This is a genomic window from Aquirufa regiilacus (assembly GCF_032470275.1).
GTDB lineage: Bacteria > Bacteroidota > Bacteroidia > Cytophagales > Spirosomataceae > Aquirufa > Aquirufa regiilacus.
In genome coordinates this window covers 732,697-755,565 of sequence record NZ_JAVNWW010000001.1, presented here as the reverse complement: position 1 = coordinate 755,565, position 22,869 = coordinate 732,697, and the positions used below count along the sequence as shown (strand labels likewise).

Sequence of the window (22,869 nt, the reverse complement as noted above, 5' to 3'; positions counted from 1 at the left end):
TTAGTTCTTAACTCTTAGTTCTAAACTCTTAGTTCTTAACTCTCAATCTAACAATATTCTCCACATGATGTGTTTGAGGGAACATGTCGACAGGATGCACGACATCCACATCATAGGCAACATCCAATAATGCCAAATCACGTGCTTGTGTTGCAGGATTGCAACTTACATAAACGATTTTCTTAGGTCGTACGGCTAAAATTTGATTTACCACATCTAAATCCATACCCGCACGCGGAGGATCCGTAATAATGACATCAGGGGCCCCATGAATGGCAATAAATTCTTCGGTCAATACCTTCTTCATGTCACCGGCAAAGAAAGTTGCATTCTTGATTCCGTTTAATTCCGCATTGATACGCGCATCTTCAACAGCCATTTCAACATATTCCAAACCCACTACTTTCGTTGCATGTTTGGCCAAAAACAAACCGATTGTTCCTGTACCCGTATATAAATCATAAACGATTTCATTACCCTGTAAATCAGCGTATTCTCTAACTAACTGGTAAAGCTTTAATGCTTGTTTGGCATTTGTTTGAAAGAATGATTTCGGGCCAATTTGGAATTTCAAATCCTCCATGGTTTCAACCATAAACGGCTTACCGTCGTAGCATACGACTTCTAAATCGTGAAATGTATCGTTTCCTTTTTGATTCACAACATAATTCAAGGATGTGATCATCGGAAATGATGTTTTCAAATACTCCATGACCAACTCAATCTCTTCTTCCGTTGCATAAGCAAACTGGACTGTTACCATCCATTCGTTGGTAACCGTATTTCGAATGATCAAATTTCGTAAAGCTCCCTCTTGTTGGTTTTTCAATTCGTAATAAGATATGCCATTTGCATCCGCGAAATCGCGTACGCCATTACGAATGGCATTCGAAGGATCCGGCTGCAAATAACAATGATCCACAGGTAATATCTTATCAAAACGACCTGGAACATGAAATCCGAGGGCATTCATCGATCCTAAATCTTCTTTTCCTATTTCATCTTCCGTCAACCAGCGTGCACAAGAAAACGTAAATTCCAATTTATTGCGGTAATAGTAAGTCTCTTCAGAGCCGAGAATCGGTTGGAATTCCGGCAATTTCACCTTCGCGATACGTGTCAAATTATCTTTAACTTGTTGGGCCTTAAATGCCGTTTGTGCTTCATAAGAAACATGTTGCCACTTACATCCGCCACAAATACCAAAATGGCTACAAGCCACCTCAGTTCGGTGTTTTGAAAGCGGCTGAATATTGATCGCCTGCGCTTGCTTGAAACTTTTCTTCGACTTCAATATTCGCAAGTCGGCAATATCGCCTGGAGCCACTGCACCTTGTACAAAAATCACCTCATCATTCACTTTGGCGATACATTTTGCCTCGGCGGCAAAATCCAAAATGGCAATTTGTTCCAACACCACTGGGGCTTTCTTTTCTTTTTTCTTACTCATGCTGCTAAAAATGTGCACAAAAATACGGCTTTATGTGGGCAAGCCAACCAATTCAAGATAAAACCTTAACTTCGCGATGAAATTAATTCACATGAAGAATCAAGTTGTAATCATCACAGGCGCTAGCTCAGGAATAGGAAAAGCTTTAGCATTTGAATTTGGCAATCAAGGAGCCATAGTTGTCATTACAGGCCGAAATCAAGCAAATTTAATCGAAGCAGCAGCTGATTTACAAGCGGCGAACATCCAACAACACGCCATCGTTTGTGATAGTAGTTCGGAGGAACAAACCCGTGCCATGGTTCAAGAGGTTATTCAGCGTTATGGTAAAATTGATATCTTGATTAATAATGCAGGCATATCCATGCGTTCAATGTTTGAAACGGTGGATTTAAAAGTACTCAAACAAGTCATGGACATTAATTTTTGGGGAATGGTATATGCCACGCATGCATCATTGCCTTATTTAAAAGAGAGTAAAGGAGGAATCATTGGTATTTCATCGATTGCAGGTTACCGAGGCTTACCCGTAAGAACGGGATATTCCGCTTCAAAATTTGCCATGAATGGCTTCCTTGAGGCATTGCGTACTGAATTAATTGGAACAGGTGTGCATGTACTAACGGCATGTCCTGGATTTACAGCTTCAAATATTCGAAATGCATCTTTGACTTCCGATGGAAGTATTTCAGGCGAAAGCATGCGAGAAGAAGAAAAAATGATGACTGCAGAAGAAGTAGCCTCCGTAATCCGCAAAGCATACGAAGCCAAAAAGAAAACATTAGTCTTAACTTTTCAAGGCAAATTGACCGTGTTTTTAAACAAATGGTTGAACAGTTTTATGGATAAATTAGTCTACAATACGCTTAAAAAGGAAAAAGATAGTCCCTTAACATAAAAAGCCCTGCCAGACAAAATCCAGCAGGTGCTTATACCCATTTAACTTACCACTTTATATCTATACTTTGATCGTCTGCAAATCGAGTTGGCTTGTAAACTCCAACATCATCGATTCGATATAATCTTTTGCATGATCAAATTCTGTAATCAATTGACTAAAATAAGCTCTGTCAAAGACAAGAAATTCTGATTTCTCGGTTGTCATTGCCGTACATGCATATTTTCCACCCTGTAATGCTTCATCAATACCAATGAAAATAGGCTTGTTATTTATAAGCAAGCGCTTATTTTCATTCGGCCATTCAAGTAAAATAGAACCACATTGTAAGTAAAAAACGAATTCAGCTTTCTGGCCTTGTCGGAACAAAAATTCATCAGCGAGATAGTTAATCTCGATACCACTCGCCAATACCTTTTTTCCTGTTTCCAACATTTGTTCCATGCCTCGTCATTTTGACAGCTCAAAAGTAACAGCAATACCTGGCAAGAATTATGATAATCATCAGTTTATAACGTGCGATTTGTCACATCTTCACAAATCAGTATTAAGCAACTTTGTTCTTAATACCGCATGAAGATGATTGACGTAAGAGAACCGATAATTAATACTGAGACAAAGTGCTTCCATTGTGGAGAAACTTGTGAGGAGGAGATAATTAGATATGATGAGAAATCATTTTGTTGTCATGGTTGCGAACAAGTGTACAAACTACTTTCTGATAATGCTTTAGGTGATTATTATACATGTGACATTAATCCAGGAAAATCGCCATCTGCCCAAAATTTCGACTTTTTAAATCATCCACACTTCCGAGACCAACTAATCAGTTTTTCGTCAAAAGGAGTTTCCAAAGTACATTTTCATTTACCTGCCATCCATTGTCGGTCTTGCCTTTATTTATTGGAAAATTTAGCGCGCATCGAGCCTGCCGTAGTGAAATCAAATTTGAATTTCGGTAAGAAGGAATTAACCGTTTGGTTCACAGAAGACCAAATCGATTTAGGCCATTTAGCTAGCCTATTGGCTCGTTTGGGCTATGAACCCTTGATTGATTCTGGAGAAGAGAAGGCCCAACAAAAGAAGCGAACTAGCCAACAAAATCATTTGTTTTTAAAGTTGGGCATCGCGGGATTTTGTGCAGGGAATGCGATGTTATTTAGTTTTCCTGAATATTTGGGAATCGAAGCTGGGAGTTTAAAAAGCTTGTTTGGTTACATCAATATTGCACTAGGGAGTATTGCTGTATTTTATTCAGGTTCGGATTATTTCTCCAATGTCTGGTCGCACATCAAATTAAGAAAGCTAACTATTGAATTACCTATTTTACTCGGCATATTGGTTGGGTATTTACGTAGTGTTTACGAGGTATTCTCGCATACTGGCGCGGGATATATTGATTCCGTCTCGGGTTTACTGTTTTTTCTGTTAATCGGTAAATGGTTCCAGCAAAAATCCTTTGATTTTTTATCGTTTGAACGAAATTACAAAGCCTATTTTCCTTTAGTCATCAGTAAACTAATTCTTGGAAAGGAGCAAACATGCCCATTGGAAGAAATAGAAGTAGGGGATCGCTTGATTATCCGTAATCAAGAAATCATCCCAGCGGATGCGATCTTACTAAAAGGTAAGAGTCAAATGGATTACAGCTTTGTTACGGGAGAAAGTGAATACATCACGTTAGAACCTGGTAATTCGATGTATGCAGGCGGCCGACACAACGGTGAACTTATTGAAATTGAAATAAAGAAAGCATTAAATCAAAGCCATTTAACCCAATTATGGGAACAACAAGCCTTTAAAGACCCTAACCACAAAACGGAAAATTGGGAGAATTTTGCGAATACAGTCGGGGCCTATTTCACCGTCGTTTTGTTAAGTCTAGCGGCCGTTGTGGGGATTTATTGGTTCCAACATGATCCCAACAAATGGCAAAATGCTGTCGTCAGTGTATTAGTTATCGCTTGTCCATGTGCATTAGCCATTTCATACCCATTTGCTTTAGGGCATGGAATCCGTTGGATGGCTAAATTCAATTTCTTCATCAAGGATATCCAAGCTTTTGAACGCATGTCACAAGTTGACGCCATCGTTTTTGACAAAACAGGCACATTGACCCTGCATCAAGATGAACTACCCAAATTCCGATTCGTTCGTGAATTAAGCCCTTGGGAGGAACGAGTCATCTATACGATGGTTAATCAGTCGACGCACCCTTTATCAAGGCAGTTGACACAGTATTACCGCACTCAAAAGCTTGAGGTCCTGGAACAATTGAGTTCGATTCATGAAATTACGGGAAAAGGAATCGAGGCGATACTAGAAGATATTACTTTTCGAGTAGGTCATGCACGGTTCACGGGTCATACACTCGAAAAACAACAAGATTTTATTCGTTCAGAAAGTCAATTATTCATTCGAATCGGGGAGGAGCCCGTCGGCTATATTGAGTTTCCTTGGCAAAACAGAGCAGGAATCGAGTACATGATTCACGCATTGCAGTCAAATTATGAGGTTTATCTACTTTCTGGGGATAAGAAAAGTCACGCAGGGACTTTGTTGGATTGGTTTCCCGAAGAATCACATTATCAATTTGAATGTAGTCCATTGGATAAAATGAATTTCATTCAACAATTACAAGCATCGGGCAAGAAAGTCGCCATGGTGGGAGATGGATTGAATGATGCAGGGGCACTTAAGCAAGCACATGTGGGTATCGCCATTTCGGAAGATCATCTACATTTTACGCCATCGAGTGATGCCATCTTACAAGGGAAGCAACTCGTTCATTTACCTGCATTTCTAAAATTCGCAAAATTTGGCCTTCAGCTCATCAAATTAAGTTTTGCCCTCTCATTGGTATACAATCTTTTTGGGTTGAGTTATGCTGTCCAAGGGACGCTTTCACCTTTGATCGCGGCCATCCTAATGCCCGTCAACTCATTAAGCATGCTCTTAATAGCCAATGTAGGCATGAATATGAAAGGCGGAAGTTTAAAATCATATTTAGCGACACGAAAAGATGACTAAGGTCATAATTTAACTCGGCCAATTCTAGGAATTTTGACAAGCTAAATAAGGTATCTATGGAAATTATGTATTTCATGATTGGATTGAGTTTACTGATGGCCGTTGGATTTTTGATTGCATTTATATGGTCCATCAAAACAGGCCAACAAGATGATTTAATCACACCAAGTATGCGGATTTTATTAGAAGAAAAAGAGTACAAAAACAACAAATAAACGCTTATGAGCACAAAATCTACCACGTTAGAACAGTTTTCTTATGATAATAAGACGGTTCGAAACTTTGCCATTGCTACGATCATCTGGGGGATTGTAGGTATGTTGGTGGGCGTCATTATTGCCACCCAACTATTTGAACCCGCGGCAAACATCACACAATATGGCTCATTTGGTCGTATTCGTCCTTTACATACGAATGCGGTAATTTTCGCCTTTGTAGGGAATGCCATATTTGCTGGAGTTTACTACTCGTTGCAGCGTTTATTGAAAGCACGTATGTTTAGTGATTTCTTATCCAATCTTCATTTCTGGGGTTGGCAATTAATCATTGTCTCCGCAGCCATCACATTGCCATTAGGGATTACAACGTCCCATGAATATGCAGAATTAGAATGGCCGATAGACATCGCGATTACCTTGATTTGGGTAACGTTTGGTGTGAATATGTTTGGAACCATCTTTAAACGAAGAGAGCGTCATTTATATGTGGCCATTTGGTTCTATATCGCAACCTTTATCACGGTTGCCGTATTGCACTTGACAAACTCAATGCAATTACCTATTTCGGCATTTAAATCGTACTATGTGTATGCAGGCGTACAGGATGCTTTAATTCAATGGTGGTATGGCCATAATGCGGTTGCCTTTTTCTTGACTACACCTTTTTTAGGATTGATGTATTACTTCTTACCAAAAATGGCGAATCGTCCAGTTTATTCATATCGCTTATCGATTCTACACTTTTGGGCATTAATCTTTATCTACATTTGGGCGGGACCTCACCACTTGTTGTATTCTAGTTTACCGGATTGGGCTCAGTCGCTCGGTGTAGTATTTTCGATCATGTTAATCGCACCCTCATGGGGTGGAATGATTAACGGTCTATTGACCTTGCGTGGAGCCTGGGATCAAGTACGTGAAAATACCATATTGAAATTCATGGTCGTAGGTATTACTAGTTATGGCATGGCGACTTTTGAAGGACCCATGTTGAGTTTGAAAAACATCAATGCGATAGCACACTTTACCGACTGGATCGTAGCACACGTGCACGTGGGCGCATTAGGTTGGAACGGTTTCTTAACCTTTGCCATGTTATATTGGTTGGTTCCTCGTATTTTCCAAACAACATTATACTCAGAGAAATTAATCAAAACACACTTCTGGATTGGAACGATAGGTATTGCCTTGTATGCCATTCCGATGTATATCTCGGGTTTTACCCAAGGGATGATGTGGAAACAATTTACAGCTGAAGGTACATTACAATATGGCAATTTCTTAGATACCACGTTACAAGTATTACCGATGCACATGATGCGTGCCGTAGGTGGAACCTTGTATTTAGTTGGGGCCATCATCATGGCGGTCAACTTATTCAAAACCATGGCACAGGGAACACTATTAGCTAATGAGGTAACAGAAGCGGCACCTTTAGCGGTAGATGAGCAACCTGAGGCAGGCGCTCACTGGCATCGCTGGATTGAACGCAAGCCCATTCAATTATTGGTTGCTTCGTTGATTATGATTTTAGTGGGTTCATTGGTTGAATTAATCCCAACATTTATGGTAAAATCCAATGTGCCAACGATCGAGGCAGTACAACCCTACACATCCTTGGAGTTAGAAGGACGTGATATTTACATCCGCGAGGGTTGTGTCGGATGTCACTCGCAATTAGTTCGTCCATTCCGATCAGAAACCGAACGGTATGGTGAGTTCTCTAAATCAGGTGAATTCGTATATGATCATCCATTCTTATGGGGATCGAAACGTACGGGGCCGGATTTGCATCGTGAAGGAGGTAAATATCCAGACTCGTGGCATTATCACCACATGCGTGAACCACAATCGATGTCACCCGGATCCATTATGCCAGCGTATGGCGTATTGTATGAGCAAAGCTTAAATACGTCCCAAACGCAGGATAAATTGAATGCAATGAAGAAATTGGGCGTTCCTTATGATGATGCACAAATTAAAAATGCCGTGGCAGATTTAACCAAGCAATCAAAAGAAATTCAAGCTCGTTTGGCAGAAGAAAAAATCAAGGTAGGTGCCGACAAAGAAATTATCGCTTTGATTGCGTACTTACAACGCTTAGGAACTGACATCGCTAAAAAATAAATCTATGTTCAAGCAATTTATATCCAATATCCCAGGAGCAGACTCCTACATGATATTTTCGCTAATAACCTTTATGGCATTTTTCACAGCCGTAGGAATTTACATGTTTTGGATGGACCGGAAACATGTCGATCGCATGAAAAATCTGCCATTTGAAAAATAAAGAAATCGAACAATAGACTTTAAAATCGAATATTATGGCTTTAACATTTATGGAAATATGGCTGATTAGCTTGATCTTCTTGACAGGAATCATCATTTTGGTTGTCACGTTACAACTTAATTCAGCTTTGAAAAAACTTACCAAGAACACCAAAATGCCAGTTGAGGCAGAATTGTCTTGGTGGGAAAAATTCAAGGGCTTGAGACCGTTGGAGCAAGAAGGTGAATTACTCATGGAGCATACTTATGATGGTATCGCGGAATTAGATAATCCGACGCCACCTTGGTTTATGTATTTGTTTTATTCGACCATCATCTTTGGCTTAATTTACGGCGCCTATTACCATGTTTATCAGGATGGTAATATTCAAGAGGGGGAATACAAGACCGAAGTTGCTGCAGCAGAAAAAGCGCGTGAGGCTTACATGAAACAATTTGCCAATTCCGTCAATGAAGATAATGTAACCGTATCTACCGCGGCCAAAGATTTAACCGAAGGTTCTCAAATTTATTCAACAAATTGCGTAGCTTGTCATGGAGATAAGGGACAGGGTGGTGTAGGGCCCAACTTGACTGATAAATTTTGGATTCATGGTGGTGGTATCAAGGATTTGTTCAAGACCATCAAACATGGCATTCCTGAAAAAGGGATGATTGCTTGGGAGAAAACGCTGAATCCCTTGCAAGTTCAAAAGGTCGCTTCCTTTATCTTAACCTTACAAGGATCAAATCCTCCAGGGGCTAAAGAACCTCAAGGGGAAGAAATTAAATAAACCTTTAAAAATAAACGTATGAGAAAGAATGTCGGTAAAATGGATCGTATTGTCCGAATTGCAATTGCAGTAGTCTTATCAATTTTGGCATATTCAAAAATTATTCCAGGTGATTTCGCCTTAGGTGTCTACTTAGTTTCAGGCATCATTGCATTAACAGGTTTCATTAGATTTTGCCCCCTTTACAAAATCTTACATAAGAGTACCTGCCGAGAAGAACCTCCACATTTTAGTTAACAAAAGGGTCCGAGGAATCGGACCTTCTTTTTTATGTCAAATTTCAATATTGATAACGATGATTTTAGAAATCATCTTTATAACCAAACAAAAGATGGAAAACGACTTTGGATTTATCCCGGTCGTGTCATAGGCCAATTATATAAGCTTAGAACTTATTTCTCTTATTTGCTTTTAACACTATTATTCGGAATCCCTTGGATTGAATACAAAGGACAGCCCATATTCCTTTTTAATGTTCTTGAACGTAAATTCATTTTTTGGGGAGTACCCTTTTTCCCGCAAGACTTTCATTTAGTAGCCCTAGGTTTAGTCTCATTTTTGATTTTCATTAGCCTTTTTACGGTTTTATTTGGTCGTATCTGGTGTGGTTGGGCTTGCCCTCAAACCATCTTCATGGAAATGCTTTTCCGTAAAATTGAATATTGGATCGAGGGAGATGATAAGGCCCAGCGCAGATTAAATGAATCGCCCTGGACAAACGAAAAAATATTAAAAAAAGGAAGTAAACACACGCTTTTCCTTTTATTAACATTTGCGATATCGAATACATTTTTGATGTACATCATCGGAAAACAAGAATGGCTTCAAATCGTCATGGGAAATCCCGTTGATCATATTAAAGGATTAGCGGCGATGCTCATTTTTACAGCCGTATTCTACTTTGTTTTCGCACGTTTTCGTGAAATGGTTTGCATGGTTGTTTGTCCATATGGCCGTCTTCAAGGCGTTTTATTGGACAATAATTCCATTCTTGTTCAATACGACCATGTCCGAGGCGAACCCCGAGGAAAAGCCGTTAAAACTGAAACGAAAGGGGATTGCATTGATTGCCACTGGTGTGTACGGGTTTGCCCAACCGGTATCGATATTCGAAATGGAAGTAACCAACTCGAATGTATAGGCTGTACTTCCTGCATTGATGCTTGTGATGCCGTCATGGAGAAGGTTGATAAACCCAAAGGGCTTATTCGTTATGATTCATTGAATGGGGTAAACAGCGGTACAAAATTGAAATTCACGTTGAGAATTGGTGCTTATACGAGTCTATTGGTATTAATTGTAGGAATTTTGACCTTTATGTTGGTGACGAGAAGTAATTGGGAATCAACCTTATTACGCACCCCAGGCATGACTTTCCAAGTGGATGAGAAATTGCATACGGTGTCCAATATTTATAATTTAGAGATTCTAAACAAGTCGATGGAGGACCAATCCTTTCAGGTGCATGTCGACAAACCGCTTGAGCTTATTTGGATAGGTAAGGGGATAGGTAAAATTGAAAAAGGGAAACAGGTCAAAACTGAATTTTTCATCAAAGCCAAGATTGGCGCATGGCCACAGGGAGAAAAAATCCCGATACATATTCAAAATAATCAAGGACAAGAAGAAACATTAAAAACTAGCTTTATACAACCAGATGAGTAATATTCAACAAAAAAAAGGGTTTCATTGGGGTCACGGAATTATCGTAACCTTTGTCTTATTTGGTGCTTTCATGGCCTATTTTTACATCAATATGTCCCATGAAAAAATCGAATTAGTAGGGGAGAACTATTATGCGGATGGACAGGCCTACCAAGCGAAAATTAACCAACAAAATCAATCGATACCTACTTCTCAACAGATCCAGGTTAAAACCATCGCAAATGATCAATATCTATTAATTCAATTACCCACAGGATGCGATTCAGCCAGTGTACAATTTTTCCGTCCCTCAGACGAATCACGAGACAAAACAATCCATTGGAAAATTCAAGATGGTCTAAACTGGACTTCCCCAACGGATTTTTTAATAGAAGGTCCTTGGAAAAGAACCATCCGATGGTCGATTGACGGCAAAAGTTATTTACAAGAAGACCGAATCGTCATTTCTAAAAAGTAATGAACTCCTGGTATTATGCTTTTTTTATCGGATTAGCGGGCAGCTGGCATTGCGCCATCATGTGTGGCCCCATCATGCAACAAATCGAGCAAAGAAGTAAGCAATCAGGTCGTATGTTCATCTATACGTTGGGAAGGTTAAGTATGTACGGAATATTAGGTTTTTTTGTGGCTAAAATGGGCTCCATTTGGCTTTTTCCTACCTGGTGGCAAATCTATTACCTCTTTGCCGGTATCGTATTGCTTTTGTTATTAAGTAAGAAATTAAGCGACAACCTATTTAAATTTCTACATCGTTCTGTTGGGCAATTCCTTATTCAAGTTGGCAAAAAACTAGGCGCTTTTGGGTACTTTTTCTTAGGAATGAGTAATGGATTATTGCCTTGTGGACTTGTATTAGGCGGATTAAGTATTGCTCTACTTCAATCCAATGCTTGGTTGGGAGCACTCAGTATGATCGCATTCGGAATTGCGACCTTACCTGCATTGAAATTAAGCCTTTGGGGAATCAATAAGATAACTCGATTTAGCTCGGTTTTTCAATATTTGGGTTGGGGAATTGCTTGTTTACTGTTGTTCCGAGGCGCCTGGGGAATTGCAATGACACAATCGTCTTATTTACAGCATTCGCCCTTAAGTCCGATTATCTGCCATCCTTTTTCTTAGAATTTCAGATTAGCTAAAGCTTCGGGTTTTAAAATAGTCATTTCGGCCCCTTTCACCTCAATCAAACCTTCTTTCTTAAAATCACTTAAGGTCCGAATGACGGATTCGGTTGCGGTACCCACTCGAGAGGCTAAATCTTCTCGCGATAAACGCATTGAAACAGGACCGGATTCCTCAGGTCCATATGTTTTCACCAATTCAACCAACGCTTGCGCAACACGCTTCCGTAGAGATTGATAGGCCATGGAGAATAGAATGGATTCATTTTTCAATAAATATCCCGTTAATGCCTTCCGGAAATGAATTTCGATGTGAATATTCTCACTCAATTTTTGTTTGAAGTCACGTACGGGAATACTCAAAATTTGTACCTCTTCCAAAGCCTCCGCAGATTCCCGATAAAACTGATTTTCAAGGATATCAACGAAGCCAAAAAACTCACCCGGTTTAACAAAAGAGGTGATGAAATATTTGCCTTCTCGATTCGTATGATAGGTTTTTACCTTTCCTTTTACTAGATAATATAATCGATTAGGGGAATCGCCCTCCGCATAAATAATAGCCTTTTTCGCTAAATTCTGTTGTTTTTTATCCGCCTCCGAGTGTTCAAAATCCAAGAACGTAAGCGCCTCCTCGACTAAAGCCAAATCCGTTTGATTCGTTAGTGAATCTGGTAAAGTGGCTGGCCTTTGTTTTTTCAAACGTGATTCAATGGCTTTCAATAATTCTACTTCCTGGAAAGGTTTGGTCAGATAATCATCAGCGCCCATTTCCATTCCTTTTCGCATATCCGCACGATCCGTTTTAGCCGTCAAGAAAATGAATGGAATTCGAGCTAGTTCGGGTTGATTCGAGAATACTTGCAATACCCCAAAACCATCCAAATTGGGCATCATAATATCGCAGATGACCACATCTGGCCTAATACTTTTGGCCAAACGAACACCCTCGATTCCATCGGAGGCCGTTTCAACTTGGTAGCCCGACAATTCCAATAGTTCAGCCGTATTCTCCCGAATATCGACATTATCTTCAATGATGAGTATTTTAGTTGGCATAGCTTAATCGGGGTAATGTGATTGTCAATGTAGTTCCTAATCCTAATTCGCTTCTGAGCTTCAATTCTCCACCTAAAAGGCGCATGTAGCGGTCCATCAGGTGAAGCCCTAAACCTGTTCCCGGAATGACACTTGCATTGCCTCCGCGGAAAAACCGTTCAAATAGATGCTTTTGATCTGCATCGCTGATCCCGATACCTTGATCGATAATTTCAATAAACAGTTCTTCATCATGCATCCCAGCCTTCAAAAACACCTCTTTTTGCGAGAATTTTAATGCATTGGATAAGCCGTTCAACAATACTTTACGCAACATCGAAGTATCTGAAACAAAATCCGACAAACTTCCATCGATGACAGTTGAAATTTGTTGGCCTGGCCTACGCATCCCATCCAGCTCTGTCACCAAATCAGCTAAAAATTCTTTCACATCAAAGCTATCGGGACGAACTTCTACCTTACCAGCTTCTAATTTACCTACCGATAAAAACTCTTCCAGAATTTCAGTTAAATGCGCAACAGATGATTTAATCCGTTGAATATGTTGGCTCCTTTTAGGCTGATCCGCCGATTCGCTGTATTTTTCAATCAACGAAGCGGAAGATAGGATTGAGGTTAACGGTGTTCTAAATTCATGTGAAGCCATGGAAACAAATCGTGTCTTTAAATCGCCTAGTTCAATTTCCTTTTGAAGGGATTGTTCAAGTTCTTTGGTTTGCAATTCCAATTGCTCCAAAGTGTGTTGCAAGGCATGTGTACGCGCCTCCACTTCGGCTTCCAACGATTCATTCAATTGGTTAATCTCCTGATTACGCAAAATCAATTCCATTTCCACTTTGCGTTTAAGTGTCACATCACTGACAAAGGCGATGTAATACATTTGATCCTCCGACTTAAAATGACTCAACGAAATTTCAATGGGAAAGAGGGATTCGTCTTTGCGTTTAGCTTTTAAATCAAGTCCTAAACCCATCGGCCGGGAAACAGGGCTATGATTAATTTTACCTAAATGACCTTCGTGTTTTCCCTTGAGGTGATTTGGAATTAAAATGGAAATGTTTTGACCCAATAATTCAACTTCCGTATAACCAAATAAACGGTGTGCGTATTCATTTGACAGGATGATATCAAACGAAGCATTCGTCACAATGATACCAATGGCAGCTTCGTGAAAAATAGCTTCAAAATGAACGGGAAGAGGAAATAAGGATTTTAGCATCTGAATAAATAACGATCTAATTTACACAATTCCATGGAGTTTGACTAAGGATGATACACGTGAATCGCGGCTTTTTTTACGTCATTTTTGTAAAAGAGAACATTTTTAAAATTCCCTTGCTTGTACATCTCCGCCTGATCAAAAAAATGAGGAGAACTTACATCGCCACTTTGACCACCTGCTAATAAACTATAAGCCTTAATCTTAGGACCAAATTCAACTGCTGCAACAAAACTATTGCCATTGACTCCATACCACTTGTTAGAACCCTTGTAGGGTTTACTTGTATAGGAGGGCATTTGGCCCCAAGCGGAAGAAGTAAAGGCCACAGGAATGCTTGGTTTTGCATCATCAAATTCAATCCGATTGGAAATTCGTTGGAATCGATTAACGGCTCCCCAAGTAATTTTCCATGTGCCAAATTGCGCTTCCATGTTGGTTTTCACTTGCGCCAAAGCCGTTAATAATTGCACTGAAGTTGCATTTAAAGCAAATTGGGTAAAATTAATCACAGGATCTGTTTCGCCCCCGAATGCCCTGATTTTAGGTATCGTTGGCAATAACTGATTTGCCCATCGAATCGCCACATGCTGGGCAATGGAATTTTCTTGTGCATTTCGATCCCAAGCCCCTAAGCTATCGACCAATTCTTTCAATTCTGGCAGCGGGTTTTTCGCATAAGCTTTACGTAAGCTCGGAATCAACACATCAAAAGCCGCTAGGTGGCGGTCGTATCCCAATCGCATCAAATCACCTAACTCCATAGATTTAGCGTTTCTAAATAAACGCACCGCATTCTTGTCACGAAAGTTCTCTCCATCAGGTGCCATGTAGGCTGGATAATTCGCACGTATGGGACTTGCAGAACCGGAAACAGTAAAGGGTGTCGAATTGCAATTTTGAATCCATGCCGTTTTAGGATTAATAATATGAACAATTTGCTCAACGGGGTGTAAACCTTTCCAATCATTCGCCGACTTCGTCCCATCTTGCACCAAGCCCCAATCTTTACGTGGATCTCTTATGGGAACAAAATTTCCGTGCCAATAGGCAATATTCCCTTTATTGTCGGCATATACCGTATTATTCGAGGTATTAGCCCGCATCGCCATGATGCGTTTATAGGATTCCAAACCGGTCGTTTTAGTTCTAAGCCAACTCTGTTCCAAACTTTTCAACGATCGATTATATGAACGAACAGAAATCCATTGTCCATTTCGCTGTGCCATGACCGCACCTCGATGCGTAAAGTAGGTGGTGATTTCGCGTGGCATTAATTCTCCTTTAACACGTAGATTTATTTTTTTTACGCGCATGGGACGCCATTGACCATCCAATAAATAATAGGGGATAGCTCCACGCATTTCTACTTTTTCTTGATACATGTCGGCAACATCTACCTGACTAGAAGTATGCATCCAACCACCGTATTCATTAAAACCTTGATAGACAAAAAACTGTCCCCAGGTGACAGCTCCATAGACATTCATACCCGTTTCACTATTCACATGAATCTCAGGTCGGAAATAAAAAGTCACATGTGGATTAATATAAAGCAATGCATTTCCCGATTTAGACAAGGATTTTCCCACGGCAAAGCCATTTGAACCCGTTAAATCCTCATCTTGTACAAGGTCTCGATTTGAGGCGATGGAGGAATTGAGTCCATAAAACTCCGCCACTTCTTTCTCCGTTACATCTCCCGTGGAAATCGCGCCTATCGAGCCATCCGTCCATAGCAAGGGATACCAAGGTTCAAAATGCGTAAGTAATGCAGGCTTTACCTCCGGGTGATTATGTAAATAATAATTAATCCCATCTGCATAGGCAATTAACAATTTCTTCAACCAAGTCGGACTCTTATGAAAATCGGCTTTAGCCTCTTCCGGATCAATGATTAATCGGAGATATAAATCATTGGCAATTTGTTTTTCTCCTTCTACCTCGGCTAGTCGGCCTAATTTCTCGATATAATTTCGCTCCACACGGGAAAAATCATCTTCACACTGCGCATACAACATACCGAAAACGGCATCAGCATCGGACTTACCATAAATATGAGGAACCCCAAAGGAATCTCGGTAAATAGTCACGCGTTTGGCTTGGGCTTTCCATCGTGCTATTTCGGGCGTTGCAAAAAGACTTGTAGATACAAGGAGAAGTAGAAGAAGTTTTTTCATCGTCGACGAGGTATAAACAAAAATAGAAAATTACCTGAAACTATGGTTGAACTAAACAAAAAAAGCACGCCGAAGCGTGCCTTTACTTACAAATAGGGGAAACCTATTGAATTTCTAAATAAGCTCTTTCGATTAAGCCATCTTCTTTTTCTAAACCTAACACACCGGCATTCATCGATTGAACTCGACGGCTAACCTTGTTCGACTTACCCTCATGCGTAAATGTTATGATTAAATCGAAAGGTGCAGCGCTAGCAATTTTGGTTTGTAACAATAGATTTGCGGGAGGCCCCTTCATTTCTTTGTCAGCAGCTAATAGCGTTTCCAAAACCTTTCCGGTCGTATCAGCCACTTCAACAGTTACACCTGCCATGGAAACTTCTTTTCCTTTTTGAAGCAACAAGACAACAGCGTGACCCTTGGTTGAATCCAATGTTTTCTTTTCTGCAAAATTCACCGTTTGGGGACGCTTAGCACCACTTGCAAAAATACGACCAAACTCAGCAACAGGTTCTAATACTTCTGTCACAGATAAAACTAAAATGATTCCGGTAATCAATGAAGCGACAACCAATTCCTTTTTAATCGATCCGCTTTTGCGATCCTTTGAATAGGCTTTAATGGAATCCCAATTGTTGAGAATATGAAATATCGCGAATCCGATAAACAACAAACCAAAAATGGTATGTGTCATTTCGATGAAGTGAGCCTTTTGCTTCACAAAGAGTAAAATACCCGTCAAGGCTAATAGTACAAAGGCAAGCGCAACGGTTAAACTAATTAGGTTTTTGTTTTTCATGGGTCTATTTTTTTTCAAAATTGGTAACAGCTTTTGAGTTTCAAGGAACAAATTCGACAAAAGGCGGAAATTCTCCAACATAAACCAACAAATCGGTATAAAAACTTCACTTACGTCTTTTTAACTTGCAAGTCTATTTAAACCTATTCTTTTGAAACATCTATACCTCATTCTATGCTTGGCAATTTCATTGGTTGGCCAAAGTCAAAGCCCATCAAAAGGTAAACTAAGTGGTCAAGTTATTGAAGCCAACTCGACAAGCCCAATACCCTTTTCAAGCATTCGTATTCAAACAGCCAATCCCGTAAAATTGATTACAGGGGCTATTGCGAATGACAAAGGAGAATTCAGTATCGAAGTAGCGCAAGGTATTTACGATATCATTATCGAAAGTGTCGGATTTGAAGCTCAAACGCTTAAACAAGTCCAAATCAGTAAATCCACGGCATTGGGGCAAATACAAGTGAAAGCCAGTACACAAACCTTAGCGGAGGTAACCGTCAAAGGGCAAAAAGCGAGTATGGAGCTCGCTTTAGATAAACGAGTATTTAATGTGGGGACTGATGCGGCCAATAAAGGAGCCACGGCCTCGGAAATATTAGGGAATTTACCATCTGTGCAAGTGAGTGGCGAAGGAGGTATAAGTTTACGCGGAAGTGAAAATGTCCGCATTTTGATTGACGGAAAACCATCCACGCTTGTGGGCATCAACGGATCATCTGGCTTACAGTCCTTACAAGGTAATCTCATTGATAAAGTGGAAATCATTACAAACCCCTCCGCGCGTTACGAGGCAGAAGGGATGGCTGGGATTATCAACATCGTTTTGAAGAAAAATCAAAACCAGGGCTTCAATGGAGCCATCGAAACGACCCTGGGATATCCGGAAAATTTTGGTGGGACTGCCATCATCAATTACCGCAAGAACAAATTGAATTTCTTTTTGAATTATGGGCTATTCTACCGCAGAACACCCGGAAGAGGGAATTTATACCAGGAGGTTTATACAGGAGAACAAACCAATTACCTCCAACAAACCAGCCAAAACAATGTAACCGGGTTGGTTAATAACATCCGCGGAGGAGCCGATTACTTTTTTAATGATAAAACCATTTTAACAGGGTCTTATATATTTCGAAGTACCCATGTTCGACGCATTACTGATTTTAATTACGTAGACTATCGTAAATCGCTTAGCAGTATCTATTCTAATACCTATCGTCAACAAGATGAAAAGGAGACAGAACCCAATGCTGAATATGCGTTGACATTTAAGAAATCCTTTGCAAAAAAAGGGAAGGAGTTTTCCGCCGACTTGCGGTATTTGGATTATTGGGAGCAGTCGGATCAATTGTACACCCAGAAAAGTCAATATGCAGATGGAACGGCATTTCCAGAAAACACCTTGGTTCAAAAGGCGCTAAATGATGAATATGAGCGTCAATGGATTCTGCAAGCAGATTATACAAATCCATTGGGTAAAGATGGTAAAATAGAAACCGGCTTACGGACAAGTTTTCGGGACATGACAAACGATTACACCGTTACGCAGCAACAAGCGGATGGAGGCTTTGCGGTAATACCGGGTTTGCAAAATATATTCGTGTATAATGAAAATATATCCGCGGCCTATTTGATCTTGGGAAATAAAAAGAACAAATTTTCATATCAATTCGGGCTTCGTGGGGAATTAACCGATATACAGACAAAATTAAAACAGACTCAAGAAAAGAACCCGCGTAATTATGCGAATCTATTCCCGAGCGCCCACTTTACGTATGCTGTCAATCCGAATAGTTCCTTCCAATTAGGGTATTCTCGTCGGGTCCGAAGACCTACTTACAATGAATTAAGTCCCTTTGTCACCTTCTCGGACAATCGTAACTTTTTCTCCGGTAATCCCAATTTGAACCCTGAGTTTACGAATTCATTTGATTTGGGTCATTTGAAATATTTCGATGCGGGAAGTTTAAGTTCCTCTGTTTACTATCGTTATACGACCGGCAAAATCGATCAAATTAGAACGGTGGATTCACAAGGCTTCTCGAAAAGTTTGCCTCAAAACTTTGCGGACCAACAATCCATGGGGATTGAATTAACGAGCTCATTTAATGTGTCAAAAAATTACAAGGCAGATTTGAGCTTTAATGGATTTCGGGCCGTAATCGATGCGAGTAACATTAATGCAAACTATTTAGTCGATACCTATTCGTGGTTTGTTCGACATACATCTCGGATCAAACTAGGTGCGGGAATCGATGCACAAGTACGGGCAAATTATGAGGCAGCTCAAAAAACGGCACAAGGTAAGCGTGGACAAATTGCCTGGATGGACCTATCCGCAACAAAAGATGTGATGCAGGGCAAGGGAACGTTGAGTTTAAATGTATTGGATGTTTTCAACTCGCGTATTATGCGTATGGAGACAAATGGCACGACCTTTTTCACAAACCGGGAAATGCAGGGCAGATTAAGACAAATAAATATTACTTTTAACTATCGATTTAATACCACCAAGCAAGCCGCGAAACAGCGTCGCAGCATGATGGACGAAGAGAATTAAGTTATAAACCTATGAAACAAAAGATTTTACTAGCTGCAGGCTTACTGCAATTATTGGCGATAGGCTGTACAAGCTCCCAAGAAAAAACCACGTATCAAGTCATTTTTGAGGATCAAGATCAAATCGCGGAACGTGCACAAGCAGCGAAAGAGAAATTGCCGATTAAAATTACCCCAGGCATGGCCATCACGCGCTGGGCATCTGACAGTTTAGCTCCAGATCCTGTTGCCATTGATATTGATGATCAGGGCGCTGTTTATTTGAATAGCACGAATCGAGGAAAAGTTTCAGAATTTGATATTCGGGGTCATCGGGACTGGATGACCGAATCCATTGGTTTCAAAACCGTCGAAGACCGTAAAGCATTCTTACATAAAACGTTCGCACCTGAAAACTCGGAAAAGAATGCGTGGCTTCCCGACTTAAATGGGGATGGCGTTCACGATTGGCATGATTTAACAATCGAAAAAGAGGAAATATGGAAGTTGGAAGATAAAAATGGCGATGGATATGCCGATCAAGGAACACGCATCTTAAATCAATTTAATCAAGAAGTTACGGACGTTGCGGGAGGTTTATTGGTTCGTAAAAAAGATGCATTTGTTGCGATAGGGCCTGATTTATGGCGTTTAGATAATACCAACAAGAAAGGTTTGTGGACAAATGCCAAATCGATTGCTACCGGTTTTGCCGTGCACATCGGTTTTGGGGGACATGGTATGTCCAGTGTTATTGAAGGACCTGATGGTAAAATCTATTGGCAAATTGGGGACATTGGAGCCAACATCACCACGGTCGATGGTCGGAACTTACCCAATCCCAATTCGGGCGTATTAGTTCGCTCCAATCCGGATGGTACCGATTTCGAAATTGTTGCCTATGGAATTCGTAATACGCATGAATTTGCCTTTGATCACTATGGAAACATCATTAGCTCAGATAATGATGGAGATCATCAGGGAGAAAGTGAGCGATTAGTTCATATCGTTGAGGGAGCGGATATTGGTTGGCGCTCCAACTGGCAATATGGAAAATACACAGATCCGAAGAACAATTTATACAAAGTTTGGATGGATGAAAAGTTGTATTTACCTCGTTGGGAAGGTCAAGCAGCCTACATCATTCCACCGATCCGTAATTACCACAATGGCCCTACCGGCATGGTATTTAATCCAGGAACGGCATTAGGTAAGAAATGGCAAAACAAGTTTTTCTTGGTTGAATTCGTGGGTAATGCGAACAATTCGCACATTTGGGCATTTGATTTAAAACCAAAAGGAGCATCCTTCGATTTTAATTCGGAAGTAGATGTGGTGAGTGGAATTTTACCTACGGGTATTCGATTTGGTCCAGAAGGGGCACTTTATGCGGCAGATTGGGTAAATGGATGGGATGCTAAAAACTTTGGACGCGTTTGGAAATTGGATGTAACAGCCGAAACAAATGATTTAGCCGTTGAACGTCAAAAAACGAAGGAATTAATTCAAATGGATTATTCGAAAGCATCTGTAAACCAACTGAGTGAATTGTTGTATTACGGTGATATGCGTGTAAGACAAAAGGCGCAGTTTGAATTAGTGGCCCGAGGAGAATCAACTATTTTGAATCAAGCGATTAATCAAAAAGATAATCAATTAGCACGTGTGCATGGAATTTGGGGAATTGGCCAACTGGCAAGAACTAAACCCGCTTTGCATGAGAGCTTAACGCCTTTGATTCAAGATGCAGATCTTGAAATACAGGCACAGGCGATTAAGGTATTGGGGGATAATAAATATTCAAGTGCAGCAGGTGCGATTATTCCTCGCTTAACTTCAACTTCCCCGCGTGTACAATTCTTTGCTGCGCAGGCACTGGGTAGAATGGGAGCGGAGCAAGCAGTCAATCCTTTATTGGATTTAATCAAACAAAATCAGGATCAAGACGTGTATTTACGTCATGCAGCTGTTTTGGCTTTAAGTCGGATTGGAAAAGTTGAGCCGATTGCCGCATTAGCTTCGTCTTCCAATCGATCCTTGCGTATAGCTGCCGTTTTGGTGTTACGTCGATTGAAAAATCCAGCTGTTGCGCAATTCTTGCAAGACTCGGATGAATATATTGTCACGGAAGCTGCCAGAGCCATCCACGATGATGAATCCATTCCCGAAGCCTTGCCTGCCTTAGCGCAAACTTTAGCTGTTTCCAAATGGACAAATGAGGCTTTGATTCGTCGGGCAATCAATGCTTGTTTACGTGTAGGCACGGCGAAAGAAATCGATTTATTAGTAGCTTATATTCAACGTCAAGATATTCCAGACGCCTTGCGTGCTGAAGGCATTGCTACGTTGGGAACTTGGGGAAATCCATCCGTATTGGATCGGGTTGATGGTCGCTACCGTGGGCCATTGGATCGTAAATCATCAGACGTTGTGGCCAAAGTTGCCGGTATAATTCCCATTTTTTTGAAGAGCAAAAATCCAGAAGTTTTGATTGCAACGGGTACGCTGATTTCGGAGTTAGGTATTCAAGATGTTAAATCAGAGCAGACTCAGTTGTTCCTAAATCATCCGAGTCAAAAGGTTCGTGCGAGTCAATTAAGTTCGCTTATCGCATTGAAAGATCAAAATCTACCTTTGTTACTTACCAAAGGAATTGAAGATAATGACCGAAATGTACGTGCTTTGGCATTAGGATCTTTAGACAAAATTGTCCTATCAAAAAATCAACTTCCGGGCATCATTAATCCTATTTTTGAGAAAGGTAGCGTACCTGAGCAACAACAATTATTACAAAGTATTGCCAAAATGCCTGTAGAAAATACGCAAGATGTATTGACTGATTTAATTGCACGCATGGTTGATAACAAATTACCAGCCGGCATTAAATTGGATTTAATGGAGGCTGTGGAAGCAACTAAATCGGATATGTTGGTAGCCAAATTAGATGCCTTGAAAACCAAAGGGACGTTAACGGATGAATACAAGGATGCCTTGTATGGGGGTAATATTCAAAATGGCAATCTCATTTTTACTCGAAATCAATCCGTTGAGTGTATTCGTTGCCACAATGTAGGAGGAGATGGAGGTGTTGTAGGTCCATCTTTAAAGGGCATTGGCAGTCGCTTGACACGTGAGCAAATCTTACAAGCCTTAATTGAGCCAAGCGCTCGAATTGCACCTGGTTACGGCATGATTTCTTTGGTGTTAACCGATGGACAGGAAGTGACGGGGACCGTTATTCAGGAAACAGAAAATGAAATTCAATTGAAGACGAGTGAGGCAGAACCCTTACGCATCGCGACGGCACGGATCAAATCACGTGAAAATTATCCATCGAGTATGCCACCGATGGGTTCAATGATGAGTAAACGAGAGATTCGGGATGTGGTGGAATATTTAGCTTCGCTGAAAAAGTAAATGAAAATGAGGGAAGAGGGAAGAGGGAAGAGGGAAGAGTTAAGAGTTAAGAGTGAAGAGTGAAGAATGAAGAATGAAGAGTTAAGAGTGAAGAATGAAGATTTAAGAGTGAAAAAGTAAGAAAACCTTAGGACTTCGCAACAGAGACTAGTGACTAGCGACATTATTACAACCTTAATTTCGAATGCCCTAAGTGACATTTTGTGTTTT

The 22,869-nt window shown here is 40.4% G+C and carries 18 protein-coding genes; 12 read left to right on the top strand and 6 right to left on the bottom strand.

The genetic code is table 11. The features are described 5' to 3' along the window. Positions 1 to 28 precede the first annotated feature (28 nt). Positions 29 to 1,450, bottom strand: a complete 1,422-nt coding sequence (rlmD, locus tag PQG45_RS03315; protein ID WP_315576302.1) for a 23S rRNA (uracil(1939)-C(5))-methyltransferase RlmD — start codon at positions 1,448 to 1,450, stop codon at positions 29 to 31. A 91-nt stretch (positions 1,451 to 1,541) separates the two neighbouring features. Here rlmD and PQG45_RS03310 point away from each other — a divergent pair, with 91 nt between their 5' ends. Next, entirely contained in the window at positions 1,542 to 2,348 is an 807-nt protein-coding gene (locus PQG45_RS03310) for an SDR family oxidoreductase (RefSeq protein WP_315576304.1), read from the top strand. A gap of 60 nt (positions 2,349 to 2,408) precedes the next feature. Here the strand turns inward: PQG45_RS03310 and PQG45_RS03305 are convergent, their stop codons facing one another. Then, positions 2,409 to 2,792 carry a cyclic nucleotide-binding domain-containing protein gene (locus PQG45_RS03305; protein WP_315576306.1) on the bottom strand — a complete coding sequence of 128 codons (384 nt, stop codon included), beginning with the start codon at positions 2,790 to 2,792 and terminating at the stop codon, positions 2,409 to 2,411. A 129-nt stretch (positions 2,793 to 2,921) separates the two neighbouring features. On the opposite strand from PQG45_RS03305, the gene PQG45_RS03300 reads away from it, so the two are divergent. The 9 genes from PQG45_RS03300 to PQG45_RS03265 are packed head-to-tail and all read left to right on the top strand — an operon-like array spanning position 2,922 to position 11,445. Continuing rightward, on the top strand, positions 2,922 to 5,378 hold the full coding sequence (locus PQG45_RS03300) for a heavy metal translocating P-type ATPase (RefSeq protein ID WP_316070285.1): 2,457 nt from the start codon (positions 2,922 to 2,924) through the stop codon (positions 5,376 to 5,378). Between the two features lie 56 nt (positions 5,379 to 5,434). After that, positions 5,435 to 5,593 carry a cbb3-type cytochrome oxidase assembly protein CcoS gene (gene ccoS, locus PQG45_RS03295; RefSeq protein ID WP_315576310.1) on the top strand — a complete coding sequence of 53 codons (159 nt, stop codon included), beginning with the start codon at positions 5,435 to 5,437 and terminating at the stop codon, positions 5,591 to 5,593. 6 nt (positions 5,594 to 5,599) lie between these two features. Further along, positions 5,600 to 7,723 (top strand): cytochrome-c oxidase, cbb3-type subunit I, encoded by a 2,124-nt coding sequence (gene ccoN / locus PQG45_RS03290; protein WP_316070284.1) that lies wholly within the window; start codon positions 5,600 to 5,602, stop codon positions 7,721 to 7,723. Positions 7,724 to 7,727: 4 nt separating this feature from the next. After that, complete coding sequence (locus tag PQG45_RS03285; RefSeq protein WP_315576314.1) at positions 7,728 to 7,886, top strand: hypothetical protein; 159 nt, start codon at positions 7,728 to 7,730, stop codon at positions 7,884 to 7,886. A gap of 34 nt (positions 7,887 to 7,920) precedes the next feature. Beyond that, a complete protein-coding gene (locus PQG45_RS03280; protein ID WP_316070283.1) occupies positions 7,921 to 8,658 on the top strand; it encodes a cbb3-type cytochrome c oxidase N-terminal domain-containing protein in 738 nt (245 codons plus the stop codon). An 18-nt stretch (positions 8,659 to 8,676) separates the two neighbouring features. After that, positions 8,677 to 8,895: a YgaP family membrane protein gene (locus PQG45_RS11800; protein WP_315576318.1), complete on the top strand. Its 219-nt coding sequence runs from the start codon at positions 8,677 to 8,679 to the stop codon at positions 8,893 to 8,895. 33 nt (positions 8,896 to 8,928) lie between these two features. After that, complete coding sequence (ccoG, locus tag PQG45_RS03275; RefSeq protein ID WP_315576320.1) at positions 8,929 to 10,323, top strand: cytochrome c oxidase accessory protein CcoG; 1,395 nt, start codon at positions 8,929 to 8,931, stop codon at positions 10,321 to 10,323. After that, entirely contained in the window at positions 10,316 to 10,780 is a 465-nt protein-coding gene (locus tag PQG45_RS03270; protein ID WP_315576322.1) for a FixH family protein, read from the top strand. Before ccoG ends, PQG45_RS03270 begins: the two co-directional genes overlap by 8 nt. Then, entirely contained in the window at positions 10,780 to 11,445 is a 666-nt protein-coding gene (locus PQG45_RS03265) for a sulfite exporter TauE/SafE family protein (protein ID WP_315576324.1), read from the top strand. The genes PQG45_RS03270 and PQG45_RS03265 overlap by 1 nt, the downstream gene beginning before the upstream one ends. On the opposite strand, the gene PQG45_RS03260 is transcribed toward PQG45_RS03265, so the two are convergent. From PQG45_RS03260 to PQG45_RS03245, 4 genes are all read right to left on the bottom strand, one after another. Further along, the gene (locus tag PQG45_RS03260; RefSeq protein WP_315576326.1) at positions 11,442 to 12,503 is read right to left on the bottom strand and encodes a response regulator; all 1,062 of its coding nucleotides are present in this window, start codon (positions 12,501 to 12,503) and stop codon (positions 11,442 to 11,444) included. The genes PQG45_RS03265 and PQG45_RS03260 overlap by 4 nt on opposite strands. Then, the gene (locus PQG45_RS03255) at positions 12,493 to 13,722 is read right to left on the bottom strand and encodes a PAS domain-containing sensor histidine kinase (RefSeq protein WP_315576328.1); all 1,230 of its coding nucleotides are present in this window, start codon (positions 13,720 to 13,722) and stop codon (positions 12,493 to 12,495) included. Before PQG45_RS03255 ends, PQG45_RS03260 begins: the two co-directional genes overlap by 11 nt. A 44-nt stretch (positions 13,723 to 13,766) precedes the next feature. Beyond that, a complete protein-coding gene (locus tag PQG45_RS03250) occupies positions 13,767 to 15,902 on the bottom strand; it encodes a penicillin acylase family protein (RefSeq protein WP_316070282.1) in 2,136 nt (711 codons plus the stop codon). 103 nt (positions 15,903 to 16,005) lie between these two features. Then, positions 16,006 to 16,701, bottom strand: a complete 696-nt coding sequence (locus tag PQG45_RS03245) for a DUF4405 domain-containing protein (RefSeq protein WP_316070281.1) — start codon at positions 16,699 to 16,701, stop codon at positions 16,006 to 16,008. Between the two features lie 151 nt (positions 16,702 to 16,852). Between PQG45_RS03245 and PQG45_RS03240 the strand changes: the two genes are divergently transcribed. Further along, positions 16,853 to 19,264, top strand: coding sequence for a TonB-dependent receptor domain-containing protein (locus PQG45_RS03240; protein WP_316070280.1), 2,412 nt, complete (start codon positions 16,853 to 16,855; stop codon positions 19,262 to 19,264). 11 nt (positions 19,265 to 19,275) lie between these two features. Beyond that, the gene (locus PQG45_RS03235) at positions 19,276 to 22,659 is read left to right on the top strand and encodes a HEAT repeat domain-containing protein (RefSeq protein WP_316070279.1); all 3,384 of its coding nucleotides are present in this window, start codon (positions 19,276 to 19,278) and stop codon (positions 22,657 to 22,659) included. Positions 22,660 to 22,869: the final 210 nt, after the last annotated feature.

Coding starts and splice junctions, on each gene's coding strand:
- PQG45_RS03245 (WP_316070281.1), bottom strand. CDS start 16,701: ATGAAAAACAAAAACCTAATTAGTTTAACCGTTGCGCTTGCCTTTGTA.
- PQG45_RS03265 (WP_315576324.1), top strand. CDS start 10,780: ATGAACTCCTGGTATTATGCTTTTTTTATCGGATTAGCGGGCAGCTGG.
- ccoN (WP_316070284.1), top strand. CDS start 5,600: ATGAGCACAAAATCTACCACGTTAGAACAGTTTTCTTATGATAATAAG.
- PQG45_RS03310 (WP_315576304.1), top strand. CDS start 1,542: ATGAAGAATCAAGTTGTAATCATCACAGGCGCTAGCTCAGGAATAGGA.
- rlmD (WP_315576302.1), bottom strand. CDS start 1,450: ATGAGTAAGAAAAAAGAAAAGAAAGCCCCAGTGGTGTTGGAACAAATT.
- PQG45_RS03285 (WP_315576314.1), top strand. CDS start 7,728: ATGTTCAAGCAATTTATATCCAATATCCCAGGAGCAGACTCCTACATG.
- ccoG (WP_315576320.1), top strand. CDS start 8,929: ATGTCAAATTTCAATATTGATAACGATGATTTTAGAAATCATCTTTAT.
- PQG45_RS03305 (WP_315576306.1), bottom strand. CDS start 2,792: ATGGAACAAATGTTGGAAACAGGAAAAAAGGTATTGGCGAGTGGTATC.
- PQG45_RS03255 (WP_315576328.1), bottom strand. CDS start 13,722: ATGCTAAAATCCTTATTTCCTCTTCCCGTTCATTTTGAAGCTATTTTT.
- PQG45_RS03300 (WP_316070285.1), top strand. CDS start 2,922: ATGAAGATGATTGACGTAAGAGAACCGATAATTAATACTGAGACAAAG.
- PQG45_RS03270 (WP_315576322.1), top strand. CDS start 10,316: ATGAGTAATATTCAACAAAAAAAAGGGTTTCATTGGGGTCACGGAATT.
- PQG45_RS11800 (WP_315576318.1), top strand. CDS start 8,677: ATGAGAAAGAATGTCGGTAAAATGGATCGTATTGTCCGAATTGCAATT.
- PQG45_RS03280 (WP_316070283.1), top strand. CDS start 7,921: ATGGCTTTAACATTTATGGAAATATGGCTGATTAGCTTGATCTTCTTG.
- PQG45_RS03260 (WP_315576326.1), bottom strand. CDS start 12,503: ATGCCAACTAAAATACTCATCATTGAAGATAATGTCGATATTCGGGAG.
- PQG45_RS03250 (WP_316070282.1), bottom strand. CDS start 15,902: ATGAAAAAACTTCTTCTACTTCTCCTTGTATCTACAAGTCTTTTTGCA.
- PQG45_RS03235 (WP_316070279.1), top strand. CDS start 19,276: ATGAAACAAAAGATTTTACTAGCTGCAGGCTTACTGCAATTATTGGCG.
- ccoS (WP_315576310.1), top strand. CDS start 5,435: ATGGAAATTATGTATTTCATGATTGGATTGAGTTTACTGATGGCCGTT.